Source organism: Winogradskyella wandonensis, assembly GCF_004346845.1.
Lineage (GTDB): Bacteria > Bacteroidota > Bacteroidia > Flavobacteriales > Flavobacteriaceae > Winogradskyella > Winogradskyella wandonensis.
In genome coordinates this window covers 36,786-53,936 of record NZ_SMGI01000002.1, presented here as the reverse complement: position 1 = coordinate 53,936, position 17,151 = coordinate 36,786, and the positions used below count along the sequence as shown (strand labels likewise).

At 32.5% G+C, this 17,151-nt stretch carries 13 protein-coding genes; all 13 read left to right on the top strand.

All coding sequences use genetic code 11. From position 1 onward, the window contains the following. Positions 1 to 37 precede the first annotated feature (37 nt). The 13 genes from DFQ05_RS05055 (at position 38) to DFQ05_RS04995 (ending at position 17,119) form a co-directional block, all read left to right on the top strand. Positions 38 to 556: a hypothetical protein gene (locus tag DFQ05_RS05055; protein ID WP_132704260.1), complete on the top strand. Its 519-nt coding sequence runs from the start codon at positions 38 to 40 to the stop codon at positions 554 to 556. Next, a complete protein-coding gene (locus DFQ05_RS05050; RefSeq protein ID WP_241974214.1) occupies positions 546 to 1,583 on the top strand; it encodes an AAA family ATPase in 1,038 nt (345 codons plus the stop codon). Before DFQ05_RS05055 ends, DFQ05_RS05050 begins: the two co-directional genes overlap by 11 nt. 249 nt (positions 1,584 to 1,832) lie before the next feature. After that, on the top strand, positions 1,833 to 2,684 hold the full coding sequence (locus DFQ05_RS05045) for a DUF6371 domain-containing protein (RefSeq protein WP_132704258.1): 852 nt from the start codon (positions 1,833 to 1,835) through the stop codon (positions 2,682 to 2,684). A 178-nt stretch (positions 2,685 to 2,862) separates the two neighbouring features. After that, positions 2,863 to 4,344 (top strand): type I restriction-modification system subunit M, encoded by a 1,482-nt coding sequence (locus tag DFQ05_RS05040; protein WP_132704256.1) that lies wholly within the window; start codon positions 2,863 to 2,865, stop codon positions 4,342 to 4,344. A gap of 2 nt (positions 4,345 to 4,346) precedes the next feature. Next, positions 4,347 to 6,167, top strand: coding sequence for a DUF262 domain-containing protein (locus tag DFQ05_RS05035; RefSeq protein WP_132704254.1), 1,821 nt, complete (start codon positions 4,347 to 4,349; stop codon positions 6,165 to 6,167). A gap of 3 nt (positions 6,168 to 6,170) precedes the next feature. Continuing rightward, positions 6,171 to 7,637, top strand: coding sequence for a type I restriction-modification system subunit M (locus tag DFQ05_RS05030; protein ID WP_132704252.1), 1,467 nt, complete (start codon positions 6,171 to 6,173; stop codon positions 7,635 to 7,637). After that, positions 7,637 to 8,821: a restriction endonuclease subunit S gene (locus DFQ05_RS05025; RefSeq protein ID WP_132704250.1), complete on the top strand. Its 1,185-nt coding sequence runs from the start codon at positions 7,637 to 7,639 to the stop codon at positions 8,819 to 8,821. Before DFQ05_RS05030 ends, DFQ05_RS05025 begins: the two co-directional genes overlap by 1 nt. A gap of 3 nt (positions 8,822 to 8,824) precedes the next feature. Further along, a complete protein-coding gene (locus tag DFQ05_RS05020; protein ID WP_132704248.1) occupies positions 8,825 to 9,403 on the top strand; it encodes a hypothetical protein in 579 nt (192 codons plus the stop codon). Between the two features lie 5 nt (positions 9,404 to 9,408). After that, positions 9,409 to 11,142 (top strand): AAA family ATPase, encoded by a 1,734-nt coding sequence (locus DFQ05_RS05015; protein ID WP_132704246.1) that lies wholly within the window; start codon positions 9,409 to 9,411, stop codon positions 11,140 to 11,142. After that, entirely contained in the window at positions 11,139 to 12,041 is a 903-nt protein-coding gene (locus DFQ05_RS05010) for an HNH endonuclease family protein (RefSeq protein WP_132704244.1), read from the top strand. The genes DFQ05_RS05015 and DFQ05_RS05010 overlap by 4 nt, the downstream gene beginning before the upstream one ends. 3 nt (positions 12,042 to 12,044) lie before the next feature. After that, positions 12,045 to 15,011, top strand: coding sequence for a type I restriction endonuclease subunit R (locus DFQ05_RS05005; RefSeq protein WP_132704242.1), 2,967 nt, complete (start codon positions 12,045 to 12,047; stop codon positions 15,009 to 15,011). 134 nt (positions 15,012 to 15,145) lie between these two features. Continuing rightward, positions 15,146 to 16,156, top strand: coding sequence for a hypothetical protein (locus DFQ05_RS05000; RefSeq protein ID WP_132704240.1), 1,011 nt, complete (start codon positions 15,146 to 15,148; stop codon positions 16,154 to 16,156). Positions 16,157 to 16,546: 390 nt separating this feature from the next. Next, positions 16,547 to 17,119 (top strand): hypothetical protein, encoded by a 573-nt coding sequence (locus DFQ05_RS04995; RefSeq protein WP_132704238.1) that lies wholly within the window; start codon positions 16,547 to 16,549, stop codon positions 17,117 to 17,119. Positions 17,120 to 17,151: the final 32 nt, after the last annotated feature.

Genomic DNA, 17,151 nt, shown 5'->3' with positions numbered 1-17,151 from the left:
GTCTAACGGTCTTTACAGGGGCCAAAAAATAAATTAGATGAAACAGACACTAACAGTCCGAGTCGAAGAAGACATCAAAACCCACATTGAAAATTTAGCTAATCAATACAGTATTACATCCTCTGAGTACCTCAGAGGAATCATTGAGCAGCACTTAATTGATAATGATTTAATTGAGGAACAAGATGACTTTGTTGATGTACATGAATTGGAAGAAATAGTGATTTTTGTAGATTCATGGCATAAGGATATAAAAGACCAATTACCAAAACTCACCTTGTGGCTATTTATTACAAAATATTCCCATAATTATTGTTCTTTAGATATTTTATCCAACATAAAGAATTATTTAGAAAATGCAGTTAAGTCAACTATTATTACACCTCAACTGCGTTTTGAATTTGTAAAGGTGTTGAACAATATTAATATTGTAATACACGAGCAAGGAAATCTACAAAATCTTCAGTTTACACAAGCGGGTAATATGTATTCGCTAGATTATCATCTTTTGTTTACGGCAGTTTACAATCTAATCGATAATAATTATGCTGGGTAAAGGTATCAATATAGATGCTTTATCTAGCATCAATGAAGATTTAGAAAAACATGAGTCCGACTTAGCTAAAAATGATTGCTTTGTAACAAAGTCTGCTAATACATGGATAGAAGAAGCGAAGCGTAGACCAATTCCAAATATGTTATTTGGTGCCTTATGGTTTGAGGGCGAAATATGTATTCTCTTTTCAGATACCAATACGGGTAAAAGTGTTTTAGCCGTTCAAATTGCAGAAGCTATTAGTCGCGGTAAGAGTATACAAGATTTTTCGACACAAACAAGTCCACAAAAAACGGTGTATTTTGATTTTGAGTTATCCGATAAGCAATTCGAAAAACGGTATTCAAATAATTACAAAGACCATTACCAATTCAGCCCAAATCTCATACGTGCAGAAATTAACCCAGATGTAAAGCTACCCAAGGAGTTTTCTTGCTTCGAGGATTTTCTTGTAAAATCTATTGTTGAAGTAATTCAAAAATATAATGCTAAGGTAGTTATTGTTGATAACCTTACATATTTGCGTGAAGATAACGAGAAAGCAAAGAATGCGCTTCCGTTGATGAAGCATCTTAAAGCTATTAATAAAAAATATGGTGTATCAGTACTCGTTTTAGCCCATACTCCAAAGAGAGATTACAGTAAACCTATTACTAAAAATGATTTAGCAGGTAGCAAAATGCTTATTAATTTCTGTGATAGCGCCTTTGCTCTTGGGGTAAGTACAGAAGGTCACGACTTAAGGTATGTCAAACAGATAAAGCAACGTAATACAGAGTGCGTATACCATTCGGAAAATGTTGCCCTCATGCGAATACATCAAGATTTTAATTTTTTAAAATTTCATTTTGTTGATTTCGATTGTGAAGCTAATCATCTTAAAGCCAAAGACGCTTCAGAAAGGAAGAATCGTTTAGAGAAGATTCAAGAACTGAAGTCGCAAGGCTTAAGTAATGTTGACATAGCTGAACGCTTAGGTATATCTGAAGGTACGGTTAGATATAATCTCAAGAAAATAGAACATTAATAAGTGACGGCGACAGATGTACATATCATAGCTAAGGCACTCCCTAAAGAGGAGTATGTACGTCTGTTCGAGATTATGCGAGAAAATATCAAAGTACCAGTCAAAACGAAATGCACACGGAAAAAGATAATAATTTCAGATTATGAGGCGCGCAACTACCTTTTAACGAATGTATTTAAAGTCAAATAATCGTAAAAATCGTAAAGAATTTAGACTCTACGGTTTTACGATTTTACGAATCAAAGAAATATGTATAAATATAGCTTAGATAAAAGCAGTAAAAAGTTTAGATGTCCCCAGTGTAATAAGAAAACTTTTGTGTGTTACAAGGATAATGAAACAGATAATTATTTAAATGTGTCAATTGGTCGTTGTGATAGAGAGAGCAAATGCGGTTTTCATTCTAAGCCGAATGGTAATAAAACTATAGTAAATATACATAGTATAAATAGTGTTGCTGAGCCTACTTGTCACAATGATGATGTTATTGCTTACTACAGCAACAATTATTGCAATAATAATTTTGTGAAATATTTATTGCAATACTTTTCTAGTCAGCAAATAGCAGCAGCAATAAAGAAATACTTTGTTGCAACATCGAATCATTGGAACGGTGCAACAATATTCTGGCAGGTAGACCATAATATGAACATAATGGCAGGTAAAGTTATGCTTTATGACTCCCAAACGGGTAAACGAGTAAAGAAACCATATCCGCATATAAACTGGATGCATAAAGTAATTCCCGTAAACAACTTTGTGTTACAACAATGTTTATTTGGTATACACAATTTATACGATTATGAATACGGCAGCACTATTTGTATTGTTGAGTCCGAAAAAACAGCAATAATATTAAGCATATTATTTCCGCAGTACTTATGGCTTGCAACGGGAAGTAAGTCTAATTTTAAAGAAGCACTTTTAAGACCTTTAAGAAAGTATAAGGTCATTGTCTATCCTGATAATCTCGAGTTTAGTTGTTGGGAAAAAAAATCAATTGAATTTAGAAATAAGGGTTATAATATTTTATGTAGTGCCCTGTTGGAAAGTGAAGATGTTTCTAGAGGCGACGACTTAATAGATTTAATTGGTTTCTAAGAAATACGTTCTTATTGAAATCATTTTATGAGTATTGTAAAAAAAACCATATTAAATAGGTAAGTTAATATTTCGTTTTATAATAGATATTTCTATTTTTATGTTCTTTACTTCACCTCCAAAGTAAACAGTACAAGAAATTTTTAAATTGTAGTGACCTAGGTCCCTATACCTATTTATGGAACAAACTAAAATTACCTTATCTCAACTCGAACAATATTTATCTAAAGCCGCATGGATTCTTAAAGGTCCAGTTGACGCTTCAGACTTTAAAGTTTATATTTTTCCCTTACTTTTTTTTAAACGTTTATCAGATGTTTATGATGAAGAATATAAAACGGCATTTGAAGAATCCGACGGGGATGTTGAATACGCATCCTTGCCAGAATTTCATAGATTCGAAATTCCAAATGGATGTCATTGGAAAGATGTTAGAGAAACAACTGTCAATGTTGGCTTGTCAATCGAACATGCGCTGCGCGGTATAGAACAAGCCAATCAAGAATCGCTTTATGGTATTTTTGGCGATGCGCAATGGAGTAACAAAAACAAACTTTCAGATAGACTTCTTATAGATCTCATTGAACATTTTTCACAGTACAATTTATCTAACTCACAAGTAGAGCCGGATATATTAGGTAATGCTTATGAATACTTAATTAAACATTTTGCAGATTTAACTAATAAAAAAGCGGGTGAGTTTTATACACCTCGGTCTGTTGTACATCTACTAGGTTTAATTCTTGACCCGCACCAGGGAGAAAGCATTTATGACCCAGCATGTGGTACAGGAGGAATGCTTTTAGAGTGTGTTGACCATTTAAAAGATAACAATGAAGATTATAGAACTCTTAGACTGTTCGGTCAAGAGAAAAATCTAACATCTAGCTCTATTGCTAGAATGAATATGTTTTTACACGGCATAGAAGACTTCCAGATTGCACGTGGAGATACATTAAGAAATCCAGCATTTTTTGCTGCTGATGGATTAAAAACTTTTGACTGTGTAATAGCAAACCCTCCATTTTCACTTAAAGCTTGGGGCGCAGAGAATTGGGCCAACGACCCTTATGGAAGAAACATTGCTGGTGAACCACCAAAAGGAAACGGCGATATGGCTTGGGTGCAGCATATGATTAAGTCTATGAATAGTACCGGCCGTATGACTGTTGTATTACCTCATGGCGCCCTGTTTAGAAAAGGTGCTGAAGGTAAAATACGTAAGAGATTATTAGAAGATGATTTGTTAGAGGCAGTAATTGGTTTAGCACCAAATGTTTTCTATGGGACACAATTAGCAGCTTGTGTTATGGTATTTAAGCAAAATAAAGAAGCTAATAAAAAGAATAAAGTCTTATTTATTGATGGGTCAGACCAAGTACGTGTTGGTAGGGCTCAAAACTATTTAGAATCTGAGCATATTAACCAATTATTTGACTGGTACACTAACAATGAAGACGTTGAAAATTACGTCAAAGTAGCTTCAATGAACGAGATTGAAGAAAATGACTATAATTTGAATATTCCTCTATACGTGGAGAAAATCATAGAAGATAATCTACCTAGCGTTGAGGAAGCCTTAGCTGATTTGAAAGCAGCTTGGTTTGAAAGTCAAAAGGCAGAAGATAAATTTAAGACTATTTTAAAAGAGTTCATTTAATAATGGCATACGAAAAACCAATATCTATAAAAGAGGCAGTAACATCTATCAAGGATGAAGAATTTATATTACCAGCCATACAAAGAGAGTTTGTCTGGAACACCAAGCAAATTGAGTTGCTTTTCGATTCAATAATGCGTGATTATCCAATTAGTACTTTCTTATTTTGGAAAGTAAAAGCTGAGAACATAGAACGTTTTAAATTCTATAAGTTTTTATCAGTTTATCACCAAAGGGATAAAAAACATAATGAACCATTGTATCTAGAGAATGATAGGGACCGTTTTGCTATCCTAGACGGGCAGCAGCGATTGACCTCATTGTATATTGGCCTTAAAGGCAGTTATGCTTATAAATTATCGAACTATAATTGGAAGAGTGACCATGCTTTTCCTAAAAGGCATTTATATATAAATTTATTAGGCGAAGCCGAAAACACAGAGTTATTGTATGATTTCAGGTTCTTGTCTGATGACGAACTAAAAAAGTTCAATGACCTTTACCCAGATAAATATCACTGGTTTAAAGTTGGTCAAACTATAAAGTTTAATGATTTTCCAGATATTTTTAAATATATCGCTGAGCATTCATTAATGGATACTTCTAAATATAATCAAGAGCAAACCAAATTTGCATCAGATACGCTTTCAAAACTATTTCAGTATTTTAACCAAAAGGAACTTATAAACTTTTATTTAGAGAAATCTGTTGAGCTAGAGAAAGTGCTTCATATTTTTATTAGGGTTAATAGTGGAGGTACTAAGTTGAGCTATTCAGACTTATTATTATCCATTGCTACTGCGCAATGGCAAGATAAAGATGCAAGAGAAATCATCCACAAATTTGTCGATCAAATTAATGCTATTGATCCTGGATTTAATGTTAACAAAGATTTGGTGTTAAAGTCTTGTCTCGTGCTTTCTGATATAAAGGATATTAAGTTTAAAGTAAATAATTTTTCTGCCGAGAATATGGCCCTTATTGAATCTGATTGGGATTATATAGCTAAGGCATTAAACTTAGCTATACAACTCATTGCATCTTTTGGATTTAACAGTAAAACCTTAACAGCCTATAATGCCATTATCCCGATAGCCTATTTTATTAAAAAGAATAATCTGGGTGATGAATTATTACATAGCAGCAACCATCTTGAAAATAGAAAATCAATTAAAGAATGGTTGGTGCGTGCTTTATTAAAACGTGTTTTTGGTGGTACACCAGATAATTTATATCCAACCTACAGAACTATTATTTCAGCTAATTTAGGGCAGTTTCCTCTACAACAACTCATAGATAAGTATAAAGGAACTAATAAATCCTTAAGTTTTGATGAAGAGACTATTGAGCACTTGCTAAACACGCAATATGGAAGTGCCTTTGCTTATATGATGTTAAGCTTATTATATCCACTAAACCATAATTATAAGTTTCATCAAGACCATATTCATCCCAAAAAATATTTTAAGCATAAAGAATTAATTAAAATGGGAATAGAAGATGAAGAACGAAGAAACGACTATCTAAATGCTTTTAATGCCATTGGAAATTTACAGCTAATTCAAGAAACTGAAAACTTGGAAAAAAGTGCAACGCCATTTAATGAATGGTTAACTAGCAATTACAAAGATCATGATTTAGTTAATTATAAAAACATGCATTTTATTCCTTTAAATAACGATTTAACAATGGATACGTTTCTCGAGTTTTATCAATCACGTAGGGAGACTTTGAAAGCTAAATTATTTCAGGTGCTAAACGTAACAGATACTCAAGATTTTATTGAGGATAATCAAGAAATTATTGAAGAAGAACTATCATAACATATGACTCAAAAAGAACTAGAAAAATACCTTTGGGGCGCAGCAACCTCTTTACGTGGTACTATTGATGCCGGTGATTATAAACAATACATATTTCCGTTATTGTTTTTTAAACGTATTTGCGATGTGTACGATGAAGAGTTTGAAAAAGCACTTAAAGAAAGTGATGGCGATTTAGAATACGCTGCCTTTGCCGAAAACCACCATTTTATAGTGCCAGAACACGCCCACTGGAACACTGTACGTGAAACCACTACAAATGTTGGTATTGCCATACAAAACGCTATGCGTACTATTGAAAAAGCCAACCCAGAAACACTTTATGGTATTTTTGGCGATGCGTCTTGGACCAATAAAAACAGGTTAAGTGACGAAACCTTAACCAACCTTATTGAACACTACTCACAGCACAAACTTAATATAGAAAACGTACCAGATGACCAACTTGGGAATGCTTACGAGTACCTCATAAAAGAGTTTGCAGACGATTCTGGACATACCGCAGCAGAGTTTTACACCAATAGAACGGTTGTAAAACTCATGACCATGATTATGGACCCACAACCAGGAGAGTCTGTGTACGACCCAACCTGTGGCTCTGGTGGTTTGCTCTTAAACTGCGCTTTGCATTTACGTGACGAAGGCAAGGAATACCGAACCCTAAAATTATACGGACAAGAAATAAACCTCATAACCTCGGCCATAGCACGTATGAATATGTTTATGCATGGTATAGAAGAGTTTAGCATTGTACGTGGCGACACACTTGCGCAACCTGCATTTTTAGAAAACGATACCCTAAAAACCTTTAATGTGATTCTGGCAAACCCGCCTTACTCTATAAAAGCTTGGGACCAAAAAGCATTTTCCAACGACCCTTTTGGACGTAATCTTTGGGGAACGCCACCTCAAGGTTGCGCAGATTATGCATTTCAGCAACATATACAAAAAAGTTTAGATGCTGAAAACGGACGCTCTATTTCATTGTGGCCTCATGGTGTTTTGTTTAGAGATAAAGAGGTCGATTTGCGAAAGAAAATGATAGAAGAAGATTTAGTAGAATGTGTCATTGGTTTAGGACCAAACTTGTTTTATAATTCACCAATGGAAGCCTGTTTGTTAATTACCAAAACGAATAAGAGCGAAGATAAAAAAGGAAAAATCTTATTTATAAATGCTGTTGAAGAAGTAAAACAAGAAAAAACAATGGGATTTTTAGAAGAAAAACACATTAATAGAATTTTTAAGGCTTATCAAGATTTTACTGATATAGAAAATTTTTCAGCTTTAATGACTAATGAAGAAGTACTTGCAAATGATGGTAACATGTCTATTAGTTTGTATGTGAGAACGCAGGATCTAAGTATGGAAACTGAAGTAAATTTTGAAGATGTTTATGATAATTGGGAAGATTCTTCAAAACAGTTGAAAAAATCAATGAATGAACTTTTTGAAATACTTGATAATTAATGGAAGAAGTATTGGATAAGAAAATTGTAATGGATAAATCGAATTGGCTTCCAGTCAAATTTGGAGATGTTGTTTTTGAACCTAAAGAATCTACAAAAGACCCAATTGGTGATAATATTGAGCATGTTGTAGGATTAGAACATATTATAAGTGAAGATATTCATCTTCGCAATTCTAATGGTATTGAAGAAAGTACCACATTCACAAAGAAATTTGCAGTTGACGATGTTCTATTTGGAAGACGTAGAGCATATCTAAAAAAAGCAGCACAAGCTAAATTTAGTGGTATTTGTTCAGGAGATATAACCGTATTTAGAGCAAAGGATAATTTACTTCCAGAGTTACTACCATTTATAGTTCAAAACGATAAGTTTTTCGATTATGCCGTAAAACATTCGGCTGGTGGTTTATCACCTCGTGTAAAATTTAAAGATTTAGCCAATTACGAATTCCTACTACCATCAAAAGACCAACAAGCCAAACTTGCTGAATTACTTTGGGCTATGGATGAGGTGATTGAGAGTGACATTGCAATATTAGAAAAATTAAAAATTGCTTACCAAGTAGAAATTGAAGAGTCAGTACCGAGGGATTTTAAGGAATATTGGACTTTAGGTGATGTAATTCAGACTAGAAAAGGAGTAACATACAAGAGTTCTGATTATTCAGATGAAGAAAATGGAATACCTCTATTAAACTTAAAGTCAATAGAGAGAGGTGGTGGATTTAACACAGGAGGGATGAAGTATTACAAAGGAGCCTTTAAAGAAGACCATTTCGCAAAGAATGAAGATTTAATTATAGCTTGTACTGATATAACGAGGGAAGGTAGAGTTGTTGGGTATCCACTTCATCCATCTGTCTATCAGAATACAAGAATGCTTTTCACAATGGATTTAATAGCCATACAGATTAGCGATAAGAACCTACTACGAGACTATTTATATTATGTTCTTAAGGCGGGCTGGGTGCATTGGTTCTTATTTGCATATTCCCCAGGGACAACAGTCTTGCATCTAGATTTAAAGGGAATGAAAAAATTAAAAATCCCTAAATATGATATTTCCGTTCAAAAGGAAATTGTAAATAAATTGAAGCAATTTGAAAACTCAATATTTGAATTAGAATCAAAAATATCAAGTTCCAAAGCCTTACAAAAAAGTTTAATTAATCAGGTGTTTTAGGGTATGAAAGGTAAAGATATGTTTTGGTTAGTTATAGCTGTTCTTGGGTTACTTATAGCATGGTTATTTAATGATAAACATAACCGTGCCATTAAAACAGATCGTATAATTAAAAAATTACGAAAAGATAATTATGACACTAAGAAAGCTTATTTGAGTTTGTTAGAGAAATACCTAAAAACACAACAAAATGTAGATCTTGGTATTATTGCAGAGTTAGAAAAGTTAAAAACATCGATAGATACTTTAGATTTTACTGTTCATATTGAGTTGGAAACGGTAATTTCTAATTTAAACGAAGGAAGAACAACAGAAGCAGTTAGAGTATTAGCAAAAGTGGTAGAAAATAAATTAAAAGAAAAAGCAAATAAAGACGAGTCTTTTAAGGGAAAACCAATGTTACATAATTTATTAGAACATGCTAAAAAGTGTAGTTGGATTACTCTAAGGCAATTCGAAAATGCTATGCTTTTAAAGGTAATTAGAAATAAAGAAAGTCATGATTTAGCTGTGCAAGAAGAAACAAAAACTTTGGGGTTAACTATTTTTTCTGGCATTGATTTAATATATGCGTTAAAATAAATAACATGGCAATAACCAAGATACATAATGAGCTATTTGAATTACTCTATGAACATTTTAGATTAAACCCTGAATTTAAATTTAGACCAAGGAAAACCAATAGATCAAACAGATTAGAAGAAGGCTTCTGGTTTTTGGGTAATAATGAATATCTAGCTGTAGGGTTTTGGACTGGTGACGACTGGAGAACTAAACTGCCAAACATTGCATTTATGGTAAATTATGAAGGTCATTGTTGGCTCCATTTTTCTATGACAGATGAGGGAAGAAAATTTGATTTTTTATTGGATCAAGTCTTTCCTTCATTAGGTTTAAATGTGCGAGAAAAGGAGTTTAGAACTGATGGAGGGAAATTAGATGTTCAATTTGAAAGCAAAAATTTACAAGATAGCTTGTTTGAGTTTTTAACCAAATTCTGGCCAATTATTGATGAAATCGTTAGAAGAGAAGAGAAGTCTGATTACGGGATAGGTATTATTGAAAATAAAACCTTTATAAAAGACCTAAATAAAATAATTGAATATAAAACTAGAATTGAAAGATATGAAGAGGAACTTCAGAATATTAGACCTTCAAAAATTAGTGGATTTAAAATAAGTAACTATAAATCAATAAAACAACTAGAATTTTCATCTATTCCTTTTAAAGCACAATGGGTGTTTTTGACAGGTGAAAATGGTGTTGGTAAAAGTAATATTCTAAAAGCATTAGCTAGAACTATTGGTTTTAGAAAATTAAACGCTAACGAGACCAACAATATAAATCGATTTGATTGTAAAATTTACACAAATTCAGATACTTCTATTAAGCTTCATTTTCATAGAAAAGCAAACCTCAAAACAGGTAGAGTAAGACCTTTACTTTTAGGGTTTGCTGCCTATGGTCCTTTTAGGTTAAATCCAATATATGGAGGTTTAAGTAGTAATCAACTCAAACAAGCAAGGAGTAAAAATGGACATTCAAACACGTTATTTAGCAATAATGCTTATTTATTGGATTTGGAGTCGCAATTTTCAGAATGGTATAATTCTGATAATAACCAAGAATTTGCAAGTCGTACTTATGCGATTAAAGAGTTTTTAGAGGGTCTTCTTTTAAATGTTGGAGAAGTAAAGTTTGGAATGAAAGTCAATGATATTCCAGTTACGCTATTCAGAGAAAAGGATGGTGAAGATAAATTATTTGATGCGGTGGGAATAGAAAAACTATCATCTGGTTATATGAGCATATTATCTATGATGAGTGACTTACTTGTTAGATTATACAGACAGCAACCAGATATTGATGATCCAGGAGAACTACGTGGCGTTGTTTTTATTGATGAGATAGATATTCATTTACATCCGAAATTTCAAAAACATTTTGTTGAACAGTTAACTGCTGCCTTTCCTAAAGTCCAATTTATAGTTTCTACACATAGTCCGATTCCTTTATTGGGAGCACCAAAAGACAGTGTCATTTGTGTTGTAAAAAGAAATTTAGAGAAAGGTACATACATTGAAAGAATAGATGATAAAATCTACTTGGAAGAATTATTACCAAACACAATATTGACCTCGCCAATATTTGGTATGGATAATATTTCTAATGAAAATAGAGAAAAAGGAACATTTGTGAGAACAGAGAAAACTTTTGCCGAAGTTGAGTTTGTAAATAAACTAGAAGGCAAAATCCAAGAATTTATTACGGATGAAAGAGAGAAAGAATTGATTGAAAGATTTGAAAATAAAAGAAAATGAGATTTGTAACTAAACCTGACAATCATAAAACAGCCACATTAGCAAGTCAAGATACTGCTAACGCTTTGTTAGATATTGCTACTAATATGACAAAAGATGATATAACAGATGCCATCTATAGAGAATCTTATGGGAATCCAGATGAGAAAAGGTCTAGAGTTGAGGATCAACTAGCATTAAGTTATTATAATAAGTGCGCTTATTGTGAAAGGCTTGCGAAAGCAGATATAGAACATTATAGACCCAAAAAGAAAGTTGTTGAAGATAACACACATAATGGTTATTATTGGTTATGTTATGAATGGACTAATTTATTGCCTTCGTGTGTAAAATGTAATCGCGAAGGAGCCAAACATTCAAAATTCCCAATTTTAGGTATTAGAGTTTATACGCCAAGCTTTTTAGCAAATGCACAGTTAAATTTAAATCATCAAAGAGCAGAGAATACACCGTTACTTGATGAAATGCCTTATCTACTTCATCCAGAAGTCGATGACCCAGAAGCTTATTTTGATTTTTTTAATGATCCTTCTGGAGATGGAATTAGAATTAGAGGAATAGATGCTCAAAATAGAGGAAATGAAACAATTGGAATTTGCTTACTTAATAGACAGGAGTTAAGATTGGAGAGAGTAGAGAACGTCATTAACCCATTTAAACAAGCCGCAGAGAGTGCATTTGCTATGTTAAGTATTGGAATTTATGATGAGGATCAATTTGATCAGCAAATAATTTTTCAGTTGAATCAATTAATGATTAACGCAAAAAATGAAAAGAGTACACATACATTATTAAGAAAATATATAGTAAAATCTCATCAGAATTTTTCTGGTATAGTTTTACCTTATTTGTCTAGCCCAATTCAGAGTATTGTATTAGCTGCATTTAAATCAATATAATTTATGTCATTTAACGAACTAAACAGTGTAGAAAACTACATCATAAAGCAGCTGACAGGTGTTAACTTAAATACGAATGAAGTTTCAGAAGATACATCATTGTATCATGGTTTTTGGCAGTATAAAGCCCCACAAGAGTTGCAGCGCAGCGTAAACGAAGTTTTAATTGAGTCAGATTTAAAGGCTGCTTTAATTAAATTAAACCCAGAGATTACATCTAATCCAGATTTAGCAGATGAAGTTATTTATAAACTACGTGCCATTTTAATTTCTGTACATCAAGTAGGTTTGGTTCGTGCTAATGAAGAGTTTTTTAAATGGCTGCAAGGAGATAAAACCATGCCTTTTGGAGAAAACAATAGACATGTTCCGGTTCGATTAATTGATTTTGAAAATTTAGAGAATAATAATTATATCGCTGCAACTCAATTTAGGGTTCATCATCGTGAAACCAAAATACCAGATGTTGTCTTGTTTGTAAATGGTATTCCTGTGGTTATAGGTGAAGCTAAAACACCGATAAGACCATCAATAAGCTGGTTAGATGGTGCTCATGAAGTACATGATATTTATGAAAATACAGTTTCACAACTCTTTGTGCCAAACATTTTATCTTTTGCTACAGAAGGCAAAGAATTGTATTATGGTGCTGTAAGAACTCCATTAGAATTTTGGGCGCCTTGGCGTTTAGAAAATGATGAAGATGCCATCGCAAAACGATTAGGATTAGGTGAGGTAGGTAAGGAATTGTCAGATTTATTACATCCAAAGCGTTTATTAGATATTCTGCAAAACTTCTCATTATTTACAACTAATAAAAAGAAACAACGCATAAAGGTAATTCCTCGTTTTCAGCAATATGAAGGCGCAAATAAAATAGTTAAACGTGTAAAAGAAGGGCGCATTAAAAAAGGGTTGATTTGGCATTTTCAAGGGTCTGGAAAATCATTATTAATGGTATTTGCTGCTCAAAAATTAAGAAGAGAACAAACTTTAAAAAGTCCAACAGTTATCGTTCTTGTAGATAGAACAGATTTAGATACTCAAATCACAGGAACCTTCAATGCTGCCGATATTTCTAATGTAGAAACTACAGATAGTATAACCGAATTACAAACGTTATTAGAAAGAGATACTAGAAAAATTATTATCTCTACTATTTTTAAGTTTAGAGATGCTAAGCCAAACATGAATACTAGAGAAAATGTCATTGTTTTGGTAGATGAGGCCCATAGAACCCAGGAGGGAGATTTAGGTAGACAAATGAGAGCCGCATTACCTAATGCATTTTTGTTTGGTCTTACGGGAACACCGGTTAATAAAGCAGATAAAAACACGTTTTGGGCTTTTGGTTCAGAAGAGGATGAAGGTGGCTATATGTCTCGCTATACGTTCCATGATTCTATTCGTGATAATGCTACACTTCCATTACACTTTGAACCGCGATTGGTCGATGTACATGTGGACAAGGAAACCATAGATAAAGCCTTCGCTGAATTTAAAGAAAGTGCTGCGCTAACAGATGAAGAAGCAGATGCTTTGAATAAAAAATCAGCTAAAATGTCTGCCTTTTTAAAGTCACCAGAACGTGTTGCAAAAATAGTTGAAGATATAGCAACCCATTTTAAGGAAAAAGTGATGCCGCATGGCTTTAAAGCAATGATTGTTACACCAGATAGATATGCCTGTGTGCAATACAAAGAAGAGTTAGATAAATATTTTTCAGAAGAGGCAAGTAAAGTTGTGATTTCTACATCAGCAAATGATGATTTAGAGTTTAAACAAAAATGGGGCATAGATAAAAGTCAACAGGAAAGAATAGTTGATGAGTTCAATGATGCCTTATCTGATTTGCAATTCATAATAGTAACAGCTAAATTATTAACTGGTTTTGACTCACCTATTTTACAAACCATGTATTTAGATAAGTCTATAAAGGACCATACATTATTACAGGCCATTTGTAGAACAAATCGTTTATACCCAAATAAATCCTTTGGTCGTATTGTAGATTATTTTGGTGTTTTTGATGATGCAGCAAAAGCATTACAATTTGATGAAGAAAGTATCAAAACGGTAATATCAAACTTATCAGAACTTAGAGATAAATTACCAAAAGCAATGAAAGAAACCTTATCGCATTTTGAAGGTGTTGATAGAACGATTCAGGGTTTTGAAGGTTTAGAAGCTGCACAAAATGCTATTGGCAATAATGATAAGAAAGATGCCTTTGCTAAAGACTATAAATATTTATCTAAACTATGGGAATCCCTATCGCCAGATAACATCTTAAACCTCTATCAGGAGGATTATAAATGGTTGTCGCAAGTTTTTGAATCAGTTAAACCAGCAGCAGATAATATCGGAAAATTATTATGGTTCTCTTTAGGTGCACAAACCACCAAATTAATTCATGAAAATATTCATGTTGGAGAAGTACATTCTCTTGATGAATTTGTCTTAGATGCTGATGTGATTGAGGATATATTTAATAATCCAGACCCTAAGAATGCTAAAAAACTGGAAAAACTGCTTGTAAAACGTTTCAAAAGGCATGCTGGGGACCCAAAGTTTAAATCTTTGAGTGAACGACTAGAGGCATTACGAGATAAGGCTGAACAAGGGTTAATTACATCAATAGAATTTGTTAAAGAATTATGCAAACTGGCGAAGGAAACTATAGCTGCTGAAAAAGAGTTAGAAGAACTCTTGGTAGAAAAAACTCCAAAAGCAGCATTGACAGAATTGTTTTTAGAGTTAAAAACTGATGAAACTCCAGCTGTTGTTGAGCGTATCGTTGGAGATATTGACGCTATTGTGAGAGTGGTGCGTTTCCCAGGTTGGCAAAAAACAAGTTCTGGAGAGCGAGAAGTTCAAAAGTCATTACGTAAAGCCTTATTAAAGTACAAGCTACATAAAGACCAGCTCTTATTTGAAAGAGCTTATGCTTATATCAAGGAGTATTATTAGCTTTAAGAATAAGTAGTTGAATTTCCTAGGTCAGATTGAAAAGGTAATTATTTGAGCTATGTTAAAATCATAATTTATTACCTATAATCACATTCTAGAATTAAGTAAATGACCCTACCAATATTTGTTAAAAATTGAAAACAGAACACCCAAAGATTGCTAAAATATTTACTGAGTGTGCTAACAAAGCTAAATCAGAAACGAATATTTGTATGCATCCGAATTGCAATGAGAAGGCTATAAATTCTCATATAATGCAAAAAAACGGAATTTTATCTTCAATAGCAGAGGATAAACATTTATGGGAATCTTCTATTGACCATTTCAAACAAGAATACACAAGGTTTCACAGAAAAGGAATTAATAAAATCTACACTTTTACTGGTTTTTGTAATAATCACGACACGTCTATATTCAGCAAAATTGAGACAGAAGGAGCAATTGATTTTCAAGATTATGAGTCTTGTTTACTATTCGCTTTAAGAACAACATACAATGAACTATGGCTAAAAGAAGTAGTCATAAAAGTGCAAGAATGTGTAATTAATCATTCAGGTGTGGATACGGATAACCAAATGTTACGAGAAACTATTCGTCAAAACAAACTTGGAATTAAAGATTTAGAGCATTACACAAAATCAATGTGGAATGATTTGGATAACAAAACTGAATCCTTTGTTTTTGAACATAGGGAAATGGATTACAAAGAAATATGTCTTAATGCAATATTTACTTATGATACTTCGAGTGAGATAATGGACTATCAATACAAGTATGGAAAAGATATGGAACGAATTTCTGAAATTTTTATATCGTATTTTCCATATAATAACAAATCTATTTTACTAATGGGTTATCACAAAGATGATACTGCAAAAGTGAAATCATATGTAAATCTCTTTTTTAAAGAAAATATAAAAAGAACTCATAAAAGACTATCAAGCCTAATAATTTTTAATTGTGAAACTTGGGTTTGCTCTAATACATTTTACAAGGAGAAATTTGAAGGGCTTGATTCTGAATTTTTCAAAGCAATGAAGTTCTCTGCAAAAAATGGAAATGAGAGAAAGACATTTAATTTTGATTTATTTAAAACAGATTTCAAAACCACATTTAAGAGTTTTATAAATAAAAATGTTGGTTAAAATGGTCATAAGTATTTGACTATTTTGGATTACTTAAGAGTATTTATTAGGATGTTCGGTTCAATATATGCTTATAAAGTTAATACTAACCCACGTAACTACTCATAGCTGAGACTTTTATAATTTATAATATTCAGATTTTTAAACATAGATACTCGTCATTAACGGCATAAGGACATTTAAGACAGTAAAATCTTTAGAAGTGTTATAATCATTTTTTTCAATTTATATTAAGACATGAAGTACCATCCATTAGTCGAATCAACAAGAAAAGAACTTTTAAGGTTAGATAAGCATTCAAGGCTTACATGGGAAGAGCGAAAAGAATATAACAGTTAATATCTTCCAATAAGTACAGATAAAAGACTTAGAAAAAGAGCTTTAGGTTGGATGAATGTCTTAGTTGAAAAACTATATACTGACGGTCACTCAATTAAATTCGAATATAATCGGTGCCATGTAGAAATGTACGGACAACTTACTGAAATATCGCTAAGACAAAAATACTTTAGAATACGCATAAAGGATGAGAGAGGATACTCAAGTGATACCTATGAGAAAAGTGATAAACTCGAATTTTTAGTAGGTAGTTATGCTCGAAAAAGTTGGATTGATAGAAAAACAAAATGTTTAGAAGACTATTTTCCAGTCATATATGATTACATTAAAAAAGATAGTGAAAAATGGGCAGATTTAAGAAAGCTTCAAGATATTAATGAAAGAAGGAGAGATTATATTAGTAAAATTAATGAACGGAAAAAGAAACTTGAAGCCATAGAAGAGAGTAAATTTCAAAACTTACTCAGTGATGCTGATAATTATAATAAAGCCGAGAAGATTAGAAATTATTTAACTGCATTAGAGAATAATCTTAAACAGAAATCAGAATTAACCCTAGAGAACAGAATTTATTTAGAATGGGCGCGTAAGAGAGTTGATGGATTAGACCCACTTAATAGTTAGTTTACTATTTTTAACATGTAATCCAATCTTTC

What these genes read in the sequence shown, in the direction of transcription:
- DFQ05_RS05055 (WP_132704260.1), top strand. Translation starts at nt 38, where the DNA reads ATGAAACAGACACTAACAGTCCGAGTCGAAGAAGACATCAAAACCCAC.
- DFQ05_RS05050 (WP_241974214.1), top strand. Translation starts at nt 546, where the DNA reads ATGCTGGGTAAAGGTATCAATATAGATGCTTTATCTAGCATCAATGAA.
- DFQ05_RS05045 (WP_132704258.1), top strand. Translation starts at nt 1,833, where the DNA reads ATGTATAAATATAGCTTAGATAAAAGCAGTAAAAAGTTTAGATGTCCC.
- DFQ05_RS05040 (WP_132704256.1), top strand. Translation starts at nt 2,863, where the DNA reads ATGGAACAAACTAAAATTACCTTATCTCAACTCGAACAATATTTATCT.
- DFQ05_RS05035 (WP_132704254.1), top strand. Translation starts at nt 4,347, where the DNA reads ATGGCATACGAAAAACCAATATCTATAAAAGAGGCAGTAACATCTATC.
- DFQ05_RS05030 (WP_132704252.1), top strand. Translation starts at nt 6,171, where the DNA reads ATGACTCAAAAAGAACTAGAAAAATACCTTTGGGGCGCAGCAACCTCT.
- DFQ05_RS05025 (WP_132704250.1), top strand. Translation starts at nt 7,637, where the DNA reads ATGGAAGAAGTATTGGATAAGAAAATTGTAATGGATAAATCGAATTGG.
- DFQ05_RS05020 (WP_132704248.1), top strand. Translation starts at nt 8,825, where the DNA reads ATGAAAGGTAAAGATATGTTTTGGTTAGTTATAGCTGTTCTTGGGTTA.
- DFQ05_RS05015 (WP_132704246.1), top strand. Translation starts at nt 9,409, where the DNA reads ATGGCAATAACCAAGATACATAATGAGCTATTTGAATTACTCTATGAA.
- DFQ05_RS05010 (WP_132704244.1), top strand. Translation starts at nt 11,139, where the DNA reads ATGAGATTTGTAACTAAACCTGACAATCATAAAACAGCCACATTAGCA.
- DFQ05_RS05005 (WP_132704242.1), top strand. Translation starts at nt 12,045, where the DNA reads ATGTCATTTAACGAACTAAACAGTGTAGAAAACTACATCATAAAGCAG.
- DFQ05_RS04995 (WP_132704238.1), top strand. Translation starts at nt 16,547, where the DNA reads ATGAATGTCTTAGTTGAAAAACTATATACTGACGGTCACTCAATTAAA.